The 21,613-nt window shown below is 54.0% G+C and carries 16 protein-coding genes; 9 read left to right on the top strand and 7 right to left on the bottom strand.

Annotation, left to right across the window (positions count from 1 at the left end; genetic code table 11):
* Nucleotides 1–116 precede the first annotated feature (116 nt).
* Both ACSIPU_RS09495 and ACSIPU_RS09490 read right to left on the bottom strand, forming a co-directional pair.
* Complete coding sequence (locus ACSIPU_RS09495; RefSeq protein WP_004111112.1) at nucleotides 117–1,634, bottom strand: carbohydrate porin; 1,518 nt, start codon at nucleotides 1,632–1,634, stop codon at nucleotides 117–119.
* 164 nt (nucleotides 1,635–1,798) lie between these two features.
* A complete protein-coding gene (locus ACSIPU_RS09490) occupies nucleotides 1,799–2,722 on the bottom strand; it encodes an aminoimidazole riboside kinase (protein WP_049094463.1) in 924 nt (307 codons plus the stop codon).
* Between the two features lie 389 nt (nucleotides 2,723–3,111).
* Between ACSIPU_RS09490 and ACSIPU_RS09485 the strand changes: the two genes are divergently transcribed.
* Together ACSIPU_RS09485 and ACSIPU_RS09480 are read left to right on the top strand one after the other, a co-directional pair.
* Nucleotides 3,112–3,501 (top strand): hypothetical protein, encoded by a 390-nt coding sequence (locus ACSIPU_RS09485; protein ID WP_004099916.1) that lies wholly within the window; start codon nucleotides 3,112–3,114, stop codon nucleotides 3,499–3,501.
* A gap of 308 nt (nucleotides 3,502–3,809) precedes the next feature.
* Nucleotides 3,810–4,307 (top strand): RcnB family protein, encoded by a 498-nt coding sequence (locus tag ACSIPU_RS09480; RefSeq protein ID WP_115239857.1) that lies wholly within the window; start codon nucleotides 3,810–3,812, stop codon nucleotides 4,305–4,307.
* A 95-nt stretch (nucleotides 4,308–4,402) separates the two neighbouring features.
* Here ACSIPU_RS09480 and ACSIPU_RS09475 read toward each other — a convergent pair whose 3' ends face one another.
* The 5 genes from ACSIPU_RS09475 to ACSIPU_RS09455 all read right to left on the bottom strand — a co-directional run bounded on the left by ACSIPU_RS09475 (nucleotide 4,403) and on the right by ACSIPU_RS09455 (nucleotide 10,478).
* Nucleotides 4,403–5,128 (bottom strand): fimbrial biogenesis chaperone, encoded by a 726-nt coding sequence (locus ACSIPU_RS09475; RefSeq protein ID WP_049127320.1) that lies wholly within the window; start codon nucleotides 5,126–5,128, stop codon nucleotides 4,403–4,405.
* Entirely contained in the window at nucleotides 5,125–6,456 is a 1,332-nt protein-coding gene (locus ACSIPU_RS09470) for a fimbrial protein (protein WP_196557734.1), read from the bottom strand. The genes ACSIPU_RS09475 and ACSIPU_RS09470 overlap by 4 nt, the downstream gene beginning before the upstream one ends.
* A gap of 16 nt (nucleotides 6,457–6,472) precedes the next feature.
* Nucleotides 6,473–9,001: a fimbria/pilus outer membrane usher protein gene (locus ACSIPU_RS09465; protein ID WP_196557736.1), complete on the bottom strand. Its 2,529-nt coding sequence runs from the start codon at nucleotides 8,999–9,001 to the stop codon at nucleotides 6,473–6,475.
* 47 nt (nucleotides 9,002–9,048) lie between these two features.
* Nucleotides 9,049–9,759: a fimbrial biogenesis chaperone gene (locus ACSIPU_RS09460; RefSeq protein ID WP_196557737.1), complete on the bottom strand. Its 711-nt coding sequence runs from the start codon at nucleotides 9,757–9,759 to the stop codon at nucleotides 9,049–9,051.
* 161 nt (nucleotides 9,760–9,920) lie between these two features.
* Nucleotides 9,921–10,478 carry a fimbrial protein gene (locus ACSIPU_RS09455; protein WP_064344979.1) on the bottom strand — a complete coding sequence of 186 codons (558 nt, stop codon included), beginning with the start codon at nucleotides 10,476–10,478 and terminating at the stop codon, nucleotides 9,921–9,923.
* A gap of 1,473 nt (nucleotides 10,479–11,951) precedes the next feature.
* On the opposite strand from ACSIPU_RS09455, the gene ACSIPU_RS09450 reads away from it, so the two are divergent.
* From ACSIPU_RS09450 to ACSIPU_RS09420, 7 genes are all read left to right on the top strand, one after another.
* Nucleotides 11,952–13,130 carry a M20 aminoacylase family protein gene (locus ACSIPU_RS09450; RefSeq protein ID WP_004099935.1) on the top strand — a complete coding sequence of 393 codons (1,179 nt, stop codon included), beginning with the start codon at nucleotides 11,952–11,954 and terminating at the stop codon, nucleotides 13,128–13,130.
* A gap of 19 nt (nucleotides 13,131–13,149) precedes the next feature.
* Nucleotides 13,150–13,926, top strand: coding sequence for an ABC transporter substrate-binding protein (locus ACSIPU_RS09445; RefSeq protein WP_023320502.1), 777 nt, complete (start codon nucleotides 13,150–13,152; stop codon nucleotides 13,924–13,926).
* A 131-nt stretch (nucleotides 13,927–14,057) separates the two neighbouring features.
* Nucleotides 14,058–15,011, top strand: coding sequence for an aldo/keto reductase (locus tag ACSIPU_RS09440; protein WP_032727912.1), 954 nt, complete (start codon nucleotides 14,058–14,060; stop codon nucleotides 15,009–15,011).
* 341 nt (nucleotides 15,012–15,352) lie between these two features.
* Nucleotides 15,353–16,435, top strand: a complete 1,083-nt coding sequence (locus ACSIPU_RS09435; protein ID WP_032727913.1) for a YncE family protein — start codon at nucleotides 15,353–15,355, stop codon at nucleotides 16,433–16,435.
* Between the two features lie 57 nt (nucleotides 16,436–16,492).
* Nucleotides 16,493–18,694 (top strand): TonB-dependent receptor, encoded by a 2,202-nt coding sequence (locus ACSIPU_RS09430; RefSeq protein WP_196557739.1) that lies wholly within the window; start codon nucleotides 16,493–16,495, stop codon nucleotides 18,692–18,694.
* A gap of 140 nt (nucleotides 18,695–18,834) precedes the next feature.
* A complete protein-coding gene (pheP, locus tag ACSIPU_RS09425) occupies nucleotides 18,835–20,211 on the top strand; it encodes a phenylalanine transporter (protein ID WP_004099947.1) in 1,377 nt (458 codons plus the stop codon).
* Between the two features lie 150 nt (nucleotides 20,212–20,361).
* Nucleotides 20,362–21,603 (top strand): MFS transporter, encoded by a 1,242-nt coding sequence (locus ACSIPU_RS09420; protein ID WP_023320506.1) that lies wholly within the window; start codon nucleotides 20,362–20,364, stop codon nucleotides 21,601–21,603.
* Nucleotides 21,604–21,613: the final 10 nt, after the last annotated feature.

Here is a 21,613-nt window from a genome sequence, read left to right as displayed (position 1 = left end):
AACATTTTCGTGTTGTCGTCCCGTGTTCACGGGGGCGCAGTTTCTGCGTCGTTATTGTGTCCGGGGCGACGAAGGCGTTTTGTCGCCCCGGCGGTTCCTGTCGTCTGATGTAACCGTCAGAACCAGGTTTCCATCTGCATACCGAACGACCATTCGCCGCCCGAGTTAAAACCGTTGCTGCCCAGCGCATCATCGCTGGCGTAATTATTCAGTTTTTTGCTCCAGTCCATCCAGGAGGTGTAGAAACGAATCTCCGGACGACTGAAGAAATCACCGATGCTGCCGACCTTAAAGGTTGGAGCGAAGGTGAGCTTGTAGAAGCTACCGTTCACCGCATGACGATCGTTATAACCTTCGGGTTTGAGATCCATATACTGGTAGCTGCCTTCGTAGGCGAGGGCGAAGTTCTGATTAATCTCCTGGATCAGGCGCATGTTGAACGTTGCCCACTGGTAGCTATCGCCATCGACATAGCGATCTTTGCTGCTTTGCGCCAGGATCGCCGGGGCGATAGACCAGTTTTTGCCGATCGGCGTGGTACCGTAGCTGGCAATGCGCCATGTGTCGGCTCCCGAACGAAGGGCGCCGTCAGAGCCGATACCTTTAACCTCTGCGCCCAGGCCGTGACCGTAGAGCAGGGCGGTTTTGCTGCTACCGTCGCGCAGGCCGTAGAAACTGTCGTTATGCAGGCCGAGCAGCGCGTGTACGCCGGTATTTGCCGCATCGCCTTTCACCAGATTGCCGTTGGTATCTTTACGCTCGTCGTTATCTTTCGCCCGCAGACCGCTGACCATCATCTGCAGCGGACCGGCGAAGTGGTTCATGGTGAGGATATAGTTCTGCACGCTGTTGCTGGAATCATCGATGTCGCCGAAGTTACGCCCGTAAAGGGAGAAATTACTGCGCAGGCTGTCGTTCCACTTCACGTCGTAGATACCGCCGCCGGTACCGGCGAGAAACACGACGTCAGAGTCGATCCAGTGAATATCAAAGTTGTCGCGGTCAAAACGTTTCCCGGCCCACAGGGTGGAGCCTTTAAACGGCCCGGCGAACGTAGGCAGGTTACCCAGTTCGACAAAGGCCTGACGAACGTTCAGATCGCTGGTGCTTGCCGTCCAGTCGTTATAAGTGGTTTGCCCGTCGGCGACCATCACTTTGAAGCGGGTGGTGGCCCCATTATCCAGGGTCTGCTTATGTTCAAGGTTCATTTCAACATAGGTATCGGCCTGGTTTCCCAGACGGCCGATTGCTCCGCCGGTTTCCCCCGCTGGCGTCATGTAGGCTCCGGATTTGGTGCTGGCGCCGGAATCATTCATTATTACGCCGGAGCGGGCGTAGCCGTGAAACTCAAAGCCGCTTTTCTCATCGGCCTTTTTCTCAAGTTTGGCGGTACGCTGAGCCACTTCCTGAGTCGTGTCCTGGTTTTTTTGCTGCTGCGCGGTGAGCTGCTGGACTTTTTTCTCCGCCGACTCGGCGCGGTTTTCCGCCGTTTGCGCCCTGTTTTCCGCTTCCTGCAGGCGCTTTTCCAGCGCGATCAGCCGGGCTTCAATGGTGCTGAGGTCCGTTTGCGCGTGGGCTGAGGCGGCGCCGGTTAGCAAAGCGATAAGAACCGCAAGTGTGCTTTTTCTATACATGCTGGTCGCATCCCAAAAGTAAAATGAAAAGTAGTGTTTTTTGCTAAACCGGTTTAGGCGCTATGTTAAGCCCGACCTTTAACATTTTTAAAATGAATTTGCTAAACCGGTTTAATAAATGTGATGGATGCAACAAAGTGAGCCGCGCAGGGCGGCTTTAACGATCAAAACTGGCGATTAAGATCGCGCTGATAAGGCAGGGCGGTCATCGCGCCTTTCGCCGTTGTCGCCAGGGCGCCGCAGGTTTGCGCCAGCGTGAGCGTCGGTTCCAGCGCGGCGATATCCGTCGGCATCCCGTTGGCGGCAAGGCTGGCGAGCAGTCCGGCGACAAATGCGTCTCCCGCGCCGGTGGTGTCCACGCTGACAACGGGCCTGGCGCTGAAATGGGTAAACTGCTGCTGGAAGGCGGCAAGCACGCCCGCTTTACCCTGGGTCACCAGCAGCAATTCCGGCTGATAGCGCTCGGTTATGCTGGCGATTCCATGCGCTAAATCATCACTGCCGCTGATGAATACCAGCTCCTCTTCCGATAGCTTCACCACGTTGGCCATCCGCAAAGCGCGATCGAGGCAGGCGTGTAGCAGTTCCTGATCCTGCCAGAGATCCGGGCGGATATTGGGGTCAAAGCTGACCCGACCGCCGGCATATTTGATGCGCTCCATAGCCGCGAAGGTGGTACTGCGGCTGGGCTCGGCGCTGAGCGCAATAGAGCAGACGTGCAGCCACTGCCCGGCGGCAAACGGCGGCAGGTCTTCTTCGGTGAGGAACAGGTCCGCGCTGGGGCGCACCATAAAGGTAAAGGTGCGTTCCCCCTGATCGTCAAGGTCGACTACTACGGTGGAGGTGCGGTGCTGGCCGTCGAGGTGCATATGGCTGACGTCGACCTGCTCCTGTTGCAGGGTATGACGCATAAAGCGGCCAAACGGATCGTCGCCGACGCGTCCGATAAACCCGCTGTTTCCGCCAAGGCGGGCGACGCCTACCGCTACGTTAGCCGGCGCGCCGCCGGGGCACTGCAGCAGGCGGCCTTCGCTCTCCGGCAGCAGGTCCACCACCGCGTCGCCCAGAACCCAAACTTTTGCATTCATGCTGAAAATTCTCCATAGCTAAACTTAATTAAACCGGTTTAGCACATTAAAGCATAGCGACAGAGTGAGGGGAACGTTGCAGGCGGAAAAGTGCGATTCAGGGTATAAAAACGTGAGCGGCCTTGCAAAACCGCGGTGATTTGGCCGCGCGGAGGGTCATGCCGATCGCCGCCGTCTGCATAGCGGCATCGAGCGACAGCCCGGACGGTTACGCTACGTCGCCCATGAAAGGAATGCTGGCTGAGCAGCCGGAACCTGGACCCGGCAGGTAAAAAGCGGATAGAAAAGTCTTAAAATAGTTTTAAGAACAATCCCTAAAGCCAGACGGCAGAATCTTGTGCCATGCTGAATGCGACTCATAACATTAAGTTCGTTAGAGAGAGGACAATATGAAAAAAGCAATGATTGCGTTATCTGCGATTCTGGTAGCAGCTCCTGTTTTTGCTGCAACGACACATGCAACCGATGATACCGTCGCGGCGGCCCACGAAGGGGCGAACACCGCGAAGGAAAAACTGCACGAGGCCCAGCACCAGGGTGAAGAGCAGCAGCTGAAAGCCAAACATGCGGCAGAAGGCAAAAGCGATAGCGTAGGCAGTGAAGTCAGCGAAGGCGCGCAGAAAACCTGGAACAAAACCAAAGAAGGGACTGAGAAAGGCTGGAACGCCACTAAAGAAGGCACCGAAAAAGGCTGGAATAAGACCAAAGAGGTCAGCAAAGAAGGCTGGGATAAAACCAAGCAGGGTGCCGAAGAGCTGAAAACAAAAGTCACTGAATAATCACTGACTATTTGCTAAAAAAGGTCGCGAAAGCGGCCTTTTTTGTTATTCAGGGCATTTAATTCAGCACCGGGATAATATTGATTAATACGTTATACGGCTCTACCTCCTGGATTCCGGGCAGCATTAAGGCGGCCAGTTCATGTTTTCCCATGCGCGCGGGTAACGCTGTAACAAAGGTGAATGAATGCAGCCGACAAAAAACTTAAACGATGAAGGATATTAGCCAGGAATTGTCCTGGTTATAGTGTTACTCACTATTCCTCCACATTTTCCCGGTACAAAGGAAATATATCAGGAGGTGTATTATGAAAAAGATTCTTTCACTGGCAATTATTTTATCGTGTGCTTTTACTTCCGCCTCATGGGCGGATGGCCCTGGCGGCAACAGCCACGGTCAGCAGCAGGTCTGGCAGCAAGACGCCGGCCGCGGCGGCCCGGACGGCAACCACCAGCAGGGGGCGCAGGCCAACAACCATCAGGGCAATAATCATCAGGGGAACGGTGATAACCGTGGCCCGGATCGCGGCGATAAAGGGCGCGGGGGCCAGGCGCATGATAGCCGACCTCAGGCGCGTCATGAGCAGGATCACTTTGCGTGGAACGGGCACGATTTCCGCAAAGGTCAGCCGGCTCCGGAACGTTTCCGCGGTAATGATTATCGGATTAACGACTGGAACGATCGCGGATTACCGGCACCGCCGCGCGGGCAGCACTGGTCGTATATTGACGGCAACTATGTGCTGATTGCCGCCGCGACCGGGATTATTACTTCTATCCTGATTAACGGCGCGCTGAATAACTAATATCCAGCCACCCGGTTAGCGCGGCGCTGCCGGGTGAACCGCTGCGAGCGGTACGGCTTTAATTGCCTAACAGATATTTTCCCGCGACTTTTCAGTTAGGGCTTAAGTAAGACGGTGTGTTCAACAGAAGCGCCGTCATCATTTAAATAACGAAAGCGGATCTTTTGGCCTGTGGGGGGGTTAGCGAATGCTTCCAACGGATAGATGCGACGGCTATAGGCTTTTGTCATCATATCCATCTGCGCTTTGACCCCTTTTTCCTGACCACCGTTTAACAGAGTAATAGAGGTAAATGAAACGTTGAGAGGAGAAGGATTATCACATTCTATTCCCCAACCGCCATTTTCCTGCCGCAGCCTAAAGTTCAGCTTTGCTGTTGACTCTTCAAGCGAAGTTGCAAGGGCCTTCGGCCGCCAGAAGAGTTTTAACTGGGTATTCATTGCCAGCGTCAGGCGAGCATCCTGCGACTTTTTTCCCTCCAGCGGAGGGATCTCATAGAGATTAATCCAGAACACCGACTCACGATCCGTCGGCAAGGGATCCTGGTTATATATAATGCGCAGCCCCTGCCGCTCTCCGGGTTCCAGACGGAAAACGGCGGGGAGGATGACAAATGGCGCCTGTTCAAAATCAGGATGGCCCGCACCATCGTCGATCCAGCTTTGAATAATCACCGGATAGGCATTGGTATTTGCCAGCATCAGCGTTTTTTCGCGCTGTCCTTCCGTATAGACCATCCTGGTGGCGGCAGGCATGATCCCGGCATAAAGCGGCGCGGCAGAAAGCATGCCCAGCAAGCAGATAAGGGCGCTCTTCATCATTGCATTTTCACCAGTACATAAGCCGTAGCGTAGACTTTACCCGGCGTGATGCTTTGCCCGTTTAGCTTTTTCAGGCTGGCAATGAGTGAATAAGTGTAATAGGTATAACCGCTTTTAACGCTTCCGGCCTGGGTTGCGCCCTGCATGACCGGGTACCAGCCCGCATTATTGCCTCCCGGCGTTAAGCTGGAAAAACCGGGCTGGCCAACAAAAATAAGCTCTTCGCCAGGCTTGTTGCTATGGGCAAGCGTAATGCCTACGCCCTTAGCCATATCAGCGGAAAAGTAGTTGTCGGATACCAGCGCGCTGACGCCGCCGCTGCCGTTAACCAGCCCGAGAGACTGCGCTGCGCTGTATGCACCTTCAGAAACCTGGAAACCCATCGCTGTTTGGGTGTCGCCAATGCCGGACTGAACGGTATCACTGCATTCAACTTGTACTGAAAAGGAGGAGGTGGCTTTCATTCCCGCTTCCAGTTCCGGGACCGAAATTGTCGGCAGCATCACGATGGGCGTGGCGCTACGGGCGACGCACGTGGGAACGCTGTAAATGGCGCTGCCCGTACGCATGCCGTAACCAAATCCATTATCTGCGCCCCAGAAATCAAATTTTGATGCGCTGTCCTCACCCACTTTGTCATGACTAAAGGAAAAAGAGACTGAGGCGTCGCCAGCAAGCTGAATATAGCTGTTTGGCTGCGTACAGGTATAAATCGCTCCAACGGCTTTACCAAAGGCAATACCGCTACCGTTATTATTGTTGTTGCCACAATAGGCGGAACTGGCGGATTTGCCCGGCAGCGTGCTGACCCGATACAACTCGGCCTGCAGCGGCGGTATATCCTGCAGACGAATTTGGATCTTACCGTTAGAAGTGGTATTCCAGCTGGAGAGCGGTAATTTCTTCCAGTAGCGGGTTAAGGTGACGCCGCCCATTGTCTGACGGATGCCAACGTAGGCGAACCACGTCGCATAGACATCGCTTAACCCATCGGGACCGCCAATATCATAGTAACCGCCAATCCGATCGTCACCGTTGGTCGCCACCAGGAAGTAAATACCGGAAAGATCTGCCTCATCACACTCCCAGAGCACCGTAGAGGCTGTTGCTCCGCCATAGGTATAGTTAGTGGGAGGAACGACGATGCTGGCCAGTAACGAGCCCACCGGCATAAAATATTCATCAGTCAGGTTAATTTTTCCAAACGGAATGATTGCCGTTCGCCCATCTTCCGTTTGAGGCGCGCTGGTTTTGGTGCATCGGCTCCAGCCTGGCGCGGCAGCCAGGAGTAGCATCAGAGTGATACCCAGCTTAATGATATTTTTCATTTCTACTTCGGCTCCATTAACGTGAACAGACTGAGGATAATCTGACCATCGGCTGCTCTGGCTGCGCGCCAGAAATATCAAAAGGCAGCGTGCAGCGTTCTTCTGGCTTATCTCCCCAGCGGACGACAAAGTGCCCCTGGCTTTTTTCGCTACGCACGTATATTTGTCCTCCCTGGCCCGCCATACCGATGACGTTGCCGCCCTCATCCAGGACATCCGAACCCGGCGGCAATGATTCGCCGCTGGCTAATCGGGCTTTAATTAACAAGGCTGTACCGCTACGGGTGCGAAAAACCACTTTGCTGACGGAGCCTGCCAGAGGGGCAACGCGTTTTTCGCTGTCCACCAGCTCGGCGCTACCGTCCATATTTTGCGGATCCAGCGTGACCCGGTTGTAGCGATATGGCGTCAATGAAGGGACCAGCGCATAACCCTGGTTATCAATCGTCACTTGTTGAGCGTTAAGCACTTTCGCTCCCGCCGCGCCTTTCGCTTCAACGAGGGCAAAAGTGTCGCCCAGATACGAGCCGAAAGTGAGGCCGCCGGAGTGAATAGCCAGCGCGCCTTGGGCGCTGCCGGATGCCTGCCAGTACCCGTCGCCTTTCGAAGCGTTCACTCCAACGGTGGTATCCGAGAACCGTTTTTGCAGGTTGCCGCTGAAGACGGTGTTGCGGTACTGCTGGTCGCGACTGATATTCAGGCCATAGCTGGCCGTTTGCTGTTCATCAATCACCCCGTTCAGCGAACTTTGATACTGATCGCCGCCATCGGTCGAATGGGTCCAGGAGGTGCTTAATGTCGGCGCTCGCGTGCTGGAGGTGCCCAGCGGTATTGAGAATGAGAGCGAGGTGATGGTTTGCATGCTTCCGCTATCGCCGTAGCTGCCCATACGCTGACGGCCGACGGACAGGTTGGTGCTGATGCCGTGGAAACTGTTGCTATAGCCAAACTGTAACTGCGTATCTCGATTGCGGCCATCACGGTAATCCTGCGTCGAACCCGACAAATACAGGCTGCCAAGCTGGCCAATGCTTTGGCTCAATGAAATATCGAATCGGGAACGCTGGCTGTAGGTGGACGATTGCCAGCTATCGCCATAATGTGTGCTATCGCGCAGGCTGAGCACATCGCTAAGATCGCGATAGCCGCTGGTCGAATAGCGGTATCCGGCAAGGGAGACCGTCGTATCCGTCTCCTGAAACGTTTTGCTCCAGGAAAGGTGCGTCATCCAGCCTTCGGAATAGCCGGTATCGGGAACCTTTGCATGCGACCAGGTGAGGTCCATGCCCAGGGCCCCCAGCCAGCTACCGTAAACGCCGCCGAACATGATTGCCTGGTAGGAGTCTGCGATGCGCAAACCGCTGTTCATAGTGATGGCGTTACTGAGGCCTCGCTGCCAGGTTATGTCGCCGAATAGCGATTCGTCGCCAGTATCGCGGGTTTTCCCCAGCTCGAAGTTGTAGCGGGATATGCCTGCCCTCATCGATTCCGGTACGGCGGAGAAGGGGACGCTGAAGCGGCTGACCGATCCGTCCGCTTCGCTCACCTCAACGTCGAGATCGCCGCTATAGCTCGTCGGATAGAGGTCTGTAATTTCAAACGCTCCCGGCGCGACCGTTGTCTGGTAGATTTCCTGACCATTTTGACGGACGGATACTTTGGCGTTAGTGACGGCAACGCCACGAATAACAGGAGCGTAGCCGCGTTGAGAATCAGGCAGCATCCGGTCATCTGTAGCAAGGCTGAAGCCGCGGTAGTTCAGACCGGAAAAGAAACGACCTGCCGTGACCAGCTCGCCCGCCGTGAGTTGGCTGCCATATTCGGGTAGAGGTCTCTGCAGGAAGCTACGGATATTTTTCCAGGTACTACCGCCATCGCGGCTCCAGTTTAAATTGGATAACTGCCGATACTGCCATTTTCCAAGATTAATCCCGCCACTTAGCGAAGCCCAGGCCGAGTCCTGATTGCCGCTATTCTTTCCGGAATAGGAAACATGATAATAGTTGCTGATATAGTTTACGAAACCGACTGAAGTCCCCGAATCCAGCTCTTCCGGGTCAACGTACCCGCGAGGCGCTCTGTCCATTTCTGTCTGGGGGACGCTGAGATTAAGACGTAGCTGCGCAACGTTCATATCCACGCTACCGCCTTTTACTACCTGCTTTAAAAAATAGCAGCGGGGGGCTGATGATGAATTGGCGGCGGTTGGCGGCGTAAGTTTAATACCCGCACTTTTGAAAAAGGTCTCAGGTAAGCAAGGAGAAACCGAATCGTCATTGAGTTTGATGAATTCAACTTCAATATTATCGACAAAGTGGCTATTTACAGAGACATCGACTCTGTATTTCCCCGGAGCGATGCTATTTTTCTTCACCAGCTGTGCGAGAGCCGACTGGCTGAATCTTCCACCGCGAAATAATTCAGGCTCGAAAATATAATCATCGGCCGCAGATGAGTCGGACAATGCATTTTCCGGAGTGCTATCCGCTGCGTACGATCCGGAGATTGATGCTATTACAGAACATAAAACAAGAGTGTATTTCACGCTACTCCGCCTCCGAATCGGTACGGTATCATTTTTATTATTGCGTTCTATAAGGTGCGCTCGTTGATGACATCTATGCCGTAATCATTGACCAAAACTAACCGCAGACGGGCGCCCTTGAGGCCGGACACCGGGGCTGAGGGTAACCACTCTGCGGATGATTGCGGCGCGACCATTTGCCTATCAGCTAGCTTAATTTCGCGACCGTTAATCACTAAACTGGCGCGACGAACAACGGCAAAGTATCCAGCGGAATTAGTGACTTTTATTTTTTTGCCACTAAGCGAAAAGGTCATTTTCTTCGCCGTCTCTCCCGGGGTTCCTTCTATTCCCTGAGGGCGATAAAAAATTTTAACCCGATTGGTGATGGCTAAAACGAGCTGATTACTCCCACTTTTTTCCGCTTTTGTCGCCGGAAGTTGGGTGAAATTCATATAAAAAATTGATTCTTTATTTTGCGGTAGACTATTGCCAATATACTTTAGAAGAACCGTTTGCGCGCTGCCCGGCTCCATGCGAAATATATTGGGCGTCAGCAGGAAGTTGCTATCATCTTCATCAGCTGGTTTCTTTTCACTGCCATCGTCGACCTGAACCTGAACAATATAAGGTTGCTGGTCCGGATTCTTTAGCTGGATAGATTTATTGCTAGCCTGAGCAGGATAAATAATACGCGTCCCGGTCATCACTACGCTAGCACAGACATGATGACTCAGGCATAAAAGAAGCATTGCTACTAATGAGAAATAAATGCGCATCCTTCGCTTTCCTGTATTAAATTAGTACCCTAAGTCTGAGTTTAATTTGCTGCCAGAAGAGATATGTTTGGCATCGCAGCGAAATCTATCGCACACGATACAAAGAAACCGGGTGAAAACTCTGGCTGGACGAGAATGTCTCGCCAGCCAGAGCCGCGCAATTAGAAGTAGCTCAGCGTATATTCGGCTACAGAGGTAATTTTACCCGGGTTAGCGCCTGTCGCTTTAACGACATAATAACGTGCACCGAACTCATAGCTTGCTTCAGTTTTGGTTGCTTTCAGTACCAGTCCGTTAACAGCCGTTGGGCCAGAGAGCACTACCGGATTTGAACCATCGCTTGAAGCCGTTAACTGAATACCAAATCCGACGGCGGCATCGCTGGTTGCGCGGTTGCCCAGCACGCCGGAGCCGGTATCCACATCATAGCCAAGGAATTTCGTGGCAATGTTAATATCGGTCGCCGGCGCAGTACAATCGCTGATAGAGACGGTGAATGGGGTCAGTCCAGCCGTTTGTCCATTGGCAAGGGTAGGGCCGAAGTCAGTTGTGGCTACGGTAGGCAGCATGACGACAGAGCTGGTTTGCCCGTTAATGCTGACAGAACAGGTCTGGTCGGTGACTTCCCCTTGAAAGGTAACGGTTGGGGTAGCAAAAGCTGCACAAGGCAACATACCGAAAGCAGCGATAATTGCTATCTTCTTGAACTGATTAGTCATTTGTATATCCTTATCTAATTTTCAAAACAGGCCTCGTGATACGAGGCGTTATTACATCAACTGGCTATTCGCCTGGCTATGTAGGCCTTTTAACGCACTATTTAATAAATTTCTTTATCTCTATATTGCGGTCTTTATCAGGAGCATTAACAGAAAGTGCGCCCAAGTAATATTCAAGTTTCCTGAATTTACATAATTAATTTGGGTGGTATTTTGTGAAAAGAAAAACCGCCTCTTTTATAGGATGCTCTATCGTGGTGATGATCTGTCAACTTTTTCTTTTCGTTACCGATGCCGTTTATCGGGCTCTTTATGCTAACCGTATTGTCATATTTATCATTCCCACAGTTAGTTGCTAACGTAATTATTTAGTACGCCGCACGTCAGTGAATTTATATTTTCAAAGTGAAAAGATTATAAAGATGGGAAACCTCCTGGTGCAAGTCAAAAAGGCCTGGGGCTCTTATCTATCCAGGAACATTCCTAAATAAATGTTTTTGCCAATGCGCAAACATTAGCGATGTTGTGGTATTAAACTCTAAGGACGTGCATATTCATAGTTGAAAGCTCTGATTTTAGTATTTTTTAAATTGTCTTTAATTCAGGGTTTATATATCTATAAAATAAATGTTCTATTGTGCGGTTATACATTTCATCTATCAAAATCCTGGCATTACCTCCTGATTGACTGTTTATATTAAATTTGATTTGTTGGGTGTTGTGATATTTTTTGTGTGAATACTATTTGTCAATGACATATTCGCTTGTCAATACGATCCCTGAAGGAGGGTATTTCATAGGGAAATAGCTCTGCGAAGCGGATTGAAGGCTGATATTGACTTAGTCAATCAAATAAAAGTCTTTTACGCTTGCCAGCCTGGCTTTCAAACGGAAGCATATGACTTTAATTATTTATAAAGCGGGATGACGGCGCGGCTGATGTCTTAACGTCAATGGTTTAAAAATAATTTGCTGAATGGAATACTGTGACGCTATTTCACATTATGCATGTACGGCATTTTTATGATGGTTTGTCAATTCAGCTCTTTATCTCATGCAGAAGAATGAGCAACTCATCACTGTTTGAGGTTGAGACAGAAGATTTTCGGTTACCGAAAACGGGATCGGCATATTCAGCCTCCTGGAGCGACCCGCGCGGCCAGGTTCCGTCTGACTGCTGGTGGGGTGGTTGGAGTAAAATATTCTAGTTAAGCGGTTTGTCAGACGTTTCATGGCGAAATGTTGCTATTTTTATAGTTTGATCTCCTGACGTCGCTGTTAATTTTAGATTATTGAAAAAGAATAACTATATCTAAAGTTATGCCTTGAGCCAGTACCGTGAATTCACAAAATTCATCATTATGAGTAAATAAGATGATGCCTCCTTCCTCTATCACAAATCCTACTTGCATTAAGCCTCTGACAAGTTAAGTTATTCAAACTGAATATCTCATTTTTCGCCCGGAGACCGGCATGACCGACTGTGTAATTCCCGAAATTAAAGCCACTGAAGAAGAAATGATTGCGATCCGTCATTATTTACACGCCAATCCGGAATTAAGTCTGGAAGAGTTTAATACCAGCGAGCTGGTGGCCGGAAAACTGACCGAGTGGGGCTATACGGTAACCCGCGGGCTGGCGAAAACCGGGGTGGTCGGAACCTTGAGCAAAGGCGATTCTCCGCGCACTATCGGCCTGCGCGCCGACATGGACGCGCTGCCGATTTTCGAAGCGACCGATCTCCCGTGGGCTAGCACCGTTGCCGGGAAAATGCACGCCTGCGGCCATGACGGTCATACCACCATTCTGCTGGCGGCGGCGAAGTATATCGCCTCTCCGGCCTGTCAGTTCAACGGCACGGTTCACCTGATATTCCAGCCTGCCGAAGAAGCTATCGGCGGCGCGGATTTAATGATTAAAGACGGCCTGTTTGAGCGCTTTCCCTGCGAGCGCATCTTCGGCCTGCACAATATGCCGGGCCTGCCGGTAGGCAAAGTTGGCTTTTACGCCGGTAATTTTATGGCCTCGGCGGATACGGTAAAAATTACCATTACCGGCTATGGCGGCCACGGCGCGCACCCCGAGCGCACCGTCGATCCGATTGTCACCGGCGCGGCGCTGGTGATGAATCTGCAAAGCATCGTTGCGCGTAACGTACCGCCGGGCGAAACCGCGGTAGTGAGCGTCGGCACTTTCCAGGCGGGCATTGCTTCGAACGTCATTCCGGAGAACGTGGTGATGGAGCTGAGCGTGCGGGCGATGAAGCCGGAAATCCGCGACCTGCTGATTAAACGTATCAAGGAGCTTGCTGATTTTACCGCCAAAAGCTACGGCGCCAGCAGCGAGGTAGAGGTCTTTGACTCTTATCCGGTACTGACCAACAGCGTTGAAGAGACCGAATTCGCCAAAGCGCTGGCGCTGGAAGTCTTTGGCGAGGAGGGCGTGCTGGAATCCATCTCGCCGATGAACGCCAGCGAAGATTTTGCCTTTATGCTCCAGCAGCGCCCCGGCTGCTACTTCCTGCTGGGCAATGGCGAGAAAGGCGGGAAGGGTAGCTGTATGGTGCATAACCCTGGCTATGACTTTAATGACGATATTATTTCCACCGGCGCGACGCTGTTTGCCCGGTTAGTTGAAACACACTGCCGTTGATCTCTGGAGTCCATAAATAATGAAAAAATCTCTTCTGCTGTGGGTCGCGCTGATGGCCTCAACCTCAGCCCTGGCCGCAGAAAATAAGGAAATTCGCTTTGGCGTCGACCCGACCTTCGCGCCGTTTGAATGGAAAGATCCGCAGGGTAAGCTGCAGGGTTTTGATATTGACCTCGGCAACGCGATTTGCGCACAGCTGCAGGCGAAGTGCGTGTGGGTGGAAAGCAATTTCGACGGTATTATCCCGGCGCTGAAAGCGCGTAAGTTCGATGCGATCCTCTCCGGCATGTATATGACCGAGAAACGCAAAGAGCAGATTGGCTTTAGCGACAAGCTGTACAACGGCCCGGTATTCCTTGTCGCGCGTAAAAACACCCTGGCCGGAAACACCGTCGAGCAGTTGAAAGGCAAAACCATCGGCGTCGAGCAGGGATCGGCGCAGGAGACTTACGTTAATCAGCACTGGCGTCCGGCAGGAATCAATATCGTCGCCTATCAGGGGGCGGATCGCGTGGTTCAGGATCTGGAGTCCGGGCGTATTGACGGCGCGGTGCTTTCCGGCATGATGGCCGACTACAGCTTCCTGCAGCAGCCGCAGGGGAAAGATTTTGCCTTCGTTGGCGGACACCTGAAGGACGACAAGCTGTTCGGCGCCGGCGCGGCGATTGGCCTGCGCAAAGAGGACGATGCTCTGCGCCAGGAGATTAACGGCGCGATTGCCACTATTCTTGCCGACGGCACTTATAAAAAGCTCGCCGGGAAATATTTTAGCTTTGACGTCTATTCCGGGACATAATGTTGTTATGCATTCAGCGGGCGCGGAAAGCCCGCTTCAAGCTTCCTTTTCTTACTATCCCGTAATTGTCCTTTTCTGGCCCTCACGGCGTTCCGAAGGATACTGAATATAAGCGATAAGGAGTGAACGGCATGATCACACGTCCCCTGGGCAAAACCGGATTTTCCATCGCCCCGCTGGTGTTTGGCGGTAACGTTTTTGGCTGGACCACCGATGAAAAAAACAGTTTTGCCATTCTTGATGCGTTTATAGACCACGGCTTCGATGCTATCGACACGGCGGATGTCTACTCCCGCTGGGCGGATGGCAACCGGGGCGGCGAGTCTGAAACCATTATCGGCCACTGGCTACAGGCGCGGCCAGGCATGCGCGAGAAGGTGAAGATCTTCACCAAAGTGGGTTCCGATTTAGGCCTTCCTGGCCATAAAGGGTTGAAAAAAGCCTGGATCCAGCAGGCGGTAGACGATTCGCTCCGTCGCCTGAACACTGATTATATTGACCTCTATTTTGCCCACTGGCCGGACCCGGAAACGCCGGTTGCCGAAACGCTCGAAGCCTTCCACGCCCTGCAGCAGGCGGGTAAAATCCGCGCGATGGGCGCCTCAAACCTTGACGCGCAGCAGCTGTCGAGCGCGCTGGAGGTGTCGCGTAAAAGCGGCCTGCCGTCCTGGCAGGTACTGCAGCCGGAATATAATCTTTATCATCGCTCGGCTTTTGAAGGCGCGCTCTGCGACTTGTGCGTCAGCCGCGAGATCGGCGTGGTGACCTACTACAGCCTGGCGTCCGGCTTCCTGACCGGTAAATACCGCCAGCAGTCCGATCTGGCGCAAAGCCAGCGCGGCAGCCGCATCGGTAAATACCTGAATCCTCGCGGGCTGCGTATTATTGATACCCTGGATGAGGTCGCGGAGCAAAATGGCGCTAAACCTGCCGAAGTCGCTCTGGCCTGGCTGATGACCCGCGAAGGCGTGACGGCGCCCATCGCCAGCGCCACCAGCATTGCACAAGTAGAGAGCTTTGCCCGCGCCGCCGCGCTGAGCCTGAGTGCGGAACAGCTGGCGCGCCTGGACACCGCCAGCGCGTAGTCATTGAGGCCGGATCCTGTCGGGTCCGGCCCTCTGCCTCTCAGCGTTTTGTCGCGCATTGTTCCTCACCTTCAGCTCATCCCTCTGCGGCGAATCCCTTTCAGCGAAAAATGAAACGTTTTTCCATTCGCCAAAAGCCAGGCTTGATTACGATAAGATAATGCGTATAGTTCTCATTCTTCTTCTTGTTTGCGGTTTTGTCAGGAGATAACCTGCGTTCGTCGCGGGCTCACAGGGAAACGGCGAAGGCACAGGATGGGGCTCACAGGCGCAAGACCGGAAACGTTAATTTCGGCGGCGGAGTCACTATCGGATCGTTGATTTTGTTCAGGATTGATCTTATGAAATGCACTCTCCCGGCGCTGGCGCTGGCTATTTCTGCTGTCTTAAGCGGCTGTGCCGCCACCCATACCGTTCCGGCTTCTCAACACGTGGCTGAAAAAAGCGCGGTTACCCCCGCACAGCCGCTGAAGCGCGAGCTGGCGGAGGGGCTGTATGAAATGGCGCTCAGCCCGAAAGGCGATGCGCTATACGTGGCCAGCGCTGAAGGCTTTAAAGATGTGCAGGGCGGGGCGGTCTATAAGCTGGACCCGACGACCCTGAAAACCCTCGGCATGACCCACACAGACCTGAAAAACTTTGCCGTACAGCTTAGTCCGGATGGCAGTACGCTGTACGTGACCAACTCGCTGGACGGCGGCATTAGCGCCATTGATACCGCCAGCGGCAAAGTCAAAAAACGCCTGCTGTTCAGCGAGCGTAACAAAGAGGGATTCCCGTACGGCGCGCGGCAGATCCTGTTGCTCAATAACACGCTCTACGTGGGCGCGGTGGCCGATCCGGCACAAATCTGGGTCGTCGATGCCGACACGCTGAAGCTGAAAACGCGGATTAAAAATACCGGCAAATGGATGACCGGCCTGCACTATTCTGCGCAAACCGGACGTCTCTATGCGGCAAACGGCAGCGGCGAGGTGTTGGTGATTAACCCACGCAACAACCGTATCGAGCAGCGCTGGAAGCCGCTGGGCGCTAAGCCAGCCCTGCTGCTGAATATGGCCGAAGATAGCGCCACCGGCCGCCTGTTCGTCACCGACAACTCGCAAGCGAAAACCACGCTGGTGCTTGATATCCATACCGGTAAGCTGATTAAGCAGCTGGAAGTGGGCGATTCGCTGGCGGTGCAGTTCAATCCAAAACGCAACGAGATTTATATTTCCCAGCGTGAATCCGGCAAAGTAATCAGCCTGGATGGCAGCAGCTACGCGTTGAAAAAATCATGGGATATTCCGGCTAACCCCAACAGCCTGCTGATCTCCGCCGACGGGCAAACATTGTTTGTCACCGTCAAACAGCCGTTCAATAAAGATCATTCGACGAAAGGGCCGGACAGCGTTGTCCGCATTGACCTGACCGCAAAATAAAAAATCTGGCCCGGCAACGGGCCCCTGGCTTTATTTTCCTATCTATGGGACCAAATTATGCGTAGCTCCTGCTCTCCGGCCTTCCCACTGCGAAAAACGCTGCTGGCGTTAACCGTTGGCGCGATCACCCATTCAGCCGCTGCGGTAGAAAACGACGCCGGCGAACGTCAGAAAAACGAAGAAACCATGGTCGTTCAGGCGACGCCCGACAGCCGCTTTAGAGCCGGCGGCGACCTGGTGGTGCCCGCCTATCTCGACGGCCAGGTCGCCAACGGTGGCCGCCTCGGAATGCTCGGCGAACAAAACGCGATGGACGTTCCGTTCAGCATTATCGGCTATACCTCGAAGCTGATTCAGGATCAGCAGGCGAAAACCATCACCGATGTAGTGAGTAACGATGCCGGGGTTCAGCCGGTGCAGGGCTACGGTAACTACGCTGAGACCTACCGCATTCGCGGCCTTAAATTTGACGGCGACGATATGACCCTGAGCGGGCTGGCGGGCGTGGTGCCGCGTCAGGTAGTGGATACCGCCATGCTTGAGCGGGTCGAAATTTTTAAAGGCGCCAATGCTCTGCTGAACGGCGCAGCCAGTTCCGGCGTCGGCGGCATGATCAACCTTGAACCCAAGCGCGCGGAAGATATCCCGACCGCTCGCGTGGGCGTGGACTATACCTCAGATTCTCAGGTCGGCGGCTCGCTGGATTTGGGTCGCCGCTTTGGCGACGATAACCAGTTCGGCGCGCGGGTGAACCTGGTGCACCGCGAAGGCGAGGCGGCGGTGGAGAGTGATAAACGCAGAACCACGCTGGCTTCTATTGGTCTCGATTATCGCGGCGAACGCATGCGCAGCTCGTTTGACTTTGGCTATCAGAAAAAAACCTTCCACGGCGGCCCGATGGGGATCAACATTTCGGGCGTCGATTTTATTCCGCGCCTGCCGGATAACACCCACAACTACACGCAAAAATGGGCTTACAGCGATATCGAAAATGAGTTTGGTATGCTTAGGATGGAATACGACATTGTCGATAAATGGACCGCCTATGCCTCTTTAGGCGCGCAGCACGCCCATGAAATCGGCTTATATAGCGCGTCGAAGCTCATTGACCGGGCGGGCAACGCCACGGCGGGGCGCCTGGATACCAACCGCTATATTGATACCGCCAGCGGTATGGCCGGGGTACGCGGCGAGTTCGCCACCGGTTTTGTATCGCACAAGGTCAACGTCGGCTATTCGGCGAAAACCCAAAACGATAAAACCGCATGGCGGATGTCGAAGGCGGCGGATAACCCGCTGGTGAATATCTACGATACTCAGCAGGTTGCGCCTCCAGCGAACGCTTCCTTCGGCGGCGATTATTACGATCCGCTGACCAGCGGCCGTACCCGTTCCCAGGGCTGGCTGCTGAGCGACACCCTCGGCGTGCTGGATGATACGCTACTGTTCACCGCTGGCGCGCGTCATCAAAAAGTGGTGGTGCGCAACTACGATAAAATCACCGGCCTGCAAAGCGATGCGTATGACGACAGCCGCTGGATGCCAACCTATGGAGTGGTCTACAAGCCGTGGCAGGTTATCTCTCTATACGCCAACCATACCGAAGCCCTGCAGCCGGGCAGCAACGCGCCGACCTCCGCCGCTAACTATGGGGAAAGCGTCGGAATTATTCACTCCAAACAGAACGAAGTCGGGATGAAGGCGGATTTTGGCCGCATTGGCGGCTCGCTGGCGCTGTTTGAAATTAAAATGCCGTCAGCATTCCTCGATAGCCAGAAACGCTATGGCCTTAACGGCGAGCAGCGTAATCGCGGTGTTGAATTTAATCTCTTCGGCGAACCGCTGTACGGTCTGCGCCTTAACGCCAGCGCGACCTGGCTGGAAGCCGAACTGTCGAAAACCAAGGATGGTATCAACGACGGTAAAACAGCGATCGGCGTACCGGGGTTCTACGCGGTGCTTGGGGCAGAGTATGACATCAAGCCCATCGACGGCCTGACCGCCACCGCGCGCCTCAACCATTCCGGTTCGCAGTATGCCGATCAGGAGAACAGCAAGAAGATTGATAGCTTCACGACTCTGGATCTCGGCTTGCGCTATCGTCTGGCGCTTAACGAGAACCAGAACCAGATGACGATTCGCGCGGGCGTCGATAACGTGACGGATGAGAACTACTGGTCCGGCGCGGATGACAGCGGAACCTATCTGTTCCGCGGCGAACCGCGGACGTTCAAGGTTTCGGTCGGCTACGAGTTCTAAGCAAAACGCTGGGGCGGGCAGGGCTGCTCGCCCCTTGTGATAAATCAATGAACGTATGAAGCCAGGGCATCTGCGGCTTGAAGTATGACGGGGATAAGTGTTACAAGGTGCCCCTTCATATAAACACACAGGGGATCGACGTGAAAGACGCGTCAACGCCGTCGGATGCCGTAGAGGAAAGCGGCCCGACGCTTCACCGCGGTTTACAGAACCGACATATTCAGCTTATCGCCCTTGGCGGCGCCATCGGTACCGGCCTGTTTCTCGGCATCGGGCCAGCCATTCAAATGGCGGGACCGGCCGTACTGCTCGGCTATGCCGTCGCTGGCATCATCGCATTTCTGATCATGCGCCAGCTTGGCGAAATGGTCGTCGAAGAACCGGTTTCTGGTTCCTTTGCCCACTTTGCTTATAAGTACTGGGGGCCGTTCGCCGGCTTTCTTTCCGGCTGGAACTACTGGGTAATGTTCGTGCTGGTCGGGATGGCGGAACTGACCGCCGCCGGGATCTATATGCAGTACTGGCTGCCGGACGTGCCGACGTGGATCTGGGCCGCTGCTTTTTTCATCATTATCAACGCCGTCAACCTGGTGAACGTGCGTCTGTACGGTGAAGCGGAGTTCTGGTTTGCGCTGATCAAGGTGCTGGCGATTATCGGCATGATCGGCTTCGGCCTGTGGATGCTGTTCGGCGGCCACGGCGGCAGCAAAGCGGGCATTGATAATCTGTGGAAACACGGCGGTTTCTTCGCCACCGGCTGGCACGGCCTGATCATGTCGCTGGCGGTCATTATGTTTTCCTTCGGCGGGCTGGAGCTCATCGGCATTACCGCGGCGGAAGCCCACAATCCGGAAAAGAGCATCCCGAAAGCGGTTAACCAGGTGGTATACCGTATCCTACTGTTTTATATCGGCTCGCTGGTGGTTCTGCTGGCGCTCTATCCGTGGGTGGAAATTAAATCCGACAGCAGCCCGTTCGTGATGATCTTTCATAATCTGGACAGTAACGTGGTGGCTTCAGCGCTAAACTTCGTCATTCTGGTAGCGTCGCTGTCGGTCTATAACAGCGGCGTTTATTCCAATAGCCGGATGCTGTTTGGCCTGTCGGTACAGGGCAATGCGCCGAAGTTTCTCGCCCGCGTCAGCAAGCGCGGCGTGCCGGTTAACTCTCTGCTGCTATCGGGAGTCATTACTTCGCTGGTGGTGCTGCTTAACTACCTGCTGCCGCAAAAAGCTCTCGGTCTGCTGATGGCGCTGGTGGTAGCGACGCTGCTGCTGAACTGGATTATGATCTGTCTGGCGCACCTGAAGTTCCGCGCCGCCCAGCGGCGCAAAGGGCGCGAATCGAAGTTTAAAGCCCTGTTGTCGCCCGCCAGCAACTATATCTGTATCGCCTTTCTTGGGCTGATCCTGGTGCTGATGTGCACGATTGACGGTATGCGCCTGTCGGCGATTCTGCTGCCGGTCTGGATCCTGTTCCTGTTTGTGGCCTTTAAAACCCTGCGCCGTTCGGCGTAGGGCGATCGCCCCGTCGTCCGGCGGGGCATTATCTCTTTTTATTGTGATCTTCTTCGCGCTTAGCGTATTTTGCCCGCGATCTTCTTTTTGTAATCGATTACTTTTTATTTGAGCGTATTTGTAATCGATTACTTTTTGAGGGCGGTCGAAATGGTCACAACAACCGAAGGTCGTGAAACACCCCGCGTAGCCCACCGTTTTCTGGTGCCGCGGCTGTCGTTAATGATGTTTATGCAGTTTTTTATCTGGGGAAGCTGGTCGGTGACGCTGGGGTTGGTGATGACCCGCTATGAGATGTCGCTGCTGATTGGCGATGCCTTCTCCGCCGGGCCGATTGCCTCTATTCTCTCACCGTTTGTGCTGGGGATGCTGGTCGATCGCTTTTTCGCTTCGCAGAAGGTGATGGCGGTGATGCATCTGGCCGGAGCGGTTATTCTGTGGTTTGTCCCGCAGGCGCTGGTGGCGCAAAACGGCGCGCTGCTGATCGGCCTGCTGTTCGGCTATACCCTGTGCTATATGCCGACGCTGGCGCTGACCAACAATATCGCTTTCCACAGCCTGGCGAACGTCGATAAAACCTTCCCGGTGGTGCGCGTCTTCGGCACTATCGGCTGGATCATCGCCGGTATCTTTATCGGCGTCACCGGTATCTCCGATACCACCGGCATTTTTACCCTGGCGGCGCTCTGCTCGGTGGCGCTGGCCGTTTATAGCCTGACGCTGCCGCATACGCCGGCTCCGGCGAAGGGGACGCCGGTACAGTTTCGCGACCTGCTGTGCGCCGACGCTTTCGCGCTGCTAAAAACGCGCCACTTCCTCATTTTCTCCCTCTGCGCGACGCTGATTTCGATTCCGCTCGGGACCTACTACGCCTACACCGCCTCTTATCTGGCGGATGCCGGGGTGGCGGACGTCAGCACCGCGATGTCTTTCGGTCAGATGTCAGAAATCTTCTTTATGCTGGTGATCCCGCTGCTGTTCCGCCGCCTGGGGGTTAAATACATGCTGCTGATCGGCATGGCGGCGTGGTTCGTACGCTACGCCTTCTTTGCCCTTGGCGTCAGCGAAGAGGGGCGGTTCCTGCTCTATCTGGGCATCCTGCTGCACGGCGTCTGCTACGACTTTTTCTTTGTAGTCGGCTTTATTTATACCGATCGCGTGGCCGGTGAGAAGGTCAAAGGCCAGGCGCAGAGCATGATTGTTATGTTCACCTATGGCATCGGTATGCTGCTGGGATCGCAGATCTCCGGCGCGCTGTATAACCATCTGGTCGCCGGCCAGAGCGTGCCGCAGGCGTGGGTGACCTTCTGGTGGATCCCGGCGGTGGCCGCTGCGGTTATCGCGCTGATTTTCCTTTTCTCTTTCCAGTACAACGAGAAAGAGCAGCGTTAATTTTTCAGGA

This window comes from Klebsiella sp. HN106 (genome assembly GCF_051209435.1).
GTDB lineage: Bacteria > Pseudomonadota > Gammaproteobacteria > Enterobacterales > Enterobacteriaceae > Klebsiella > Klebsiella oxytoca.
This window is presented reverse-complemented; position numbering and strand designations above follow the sequence as displayed.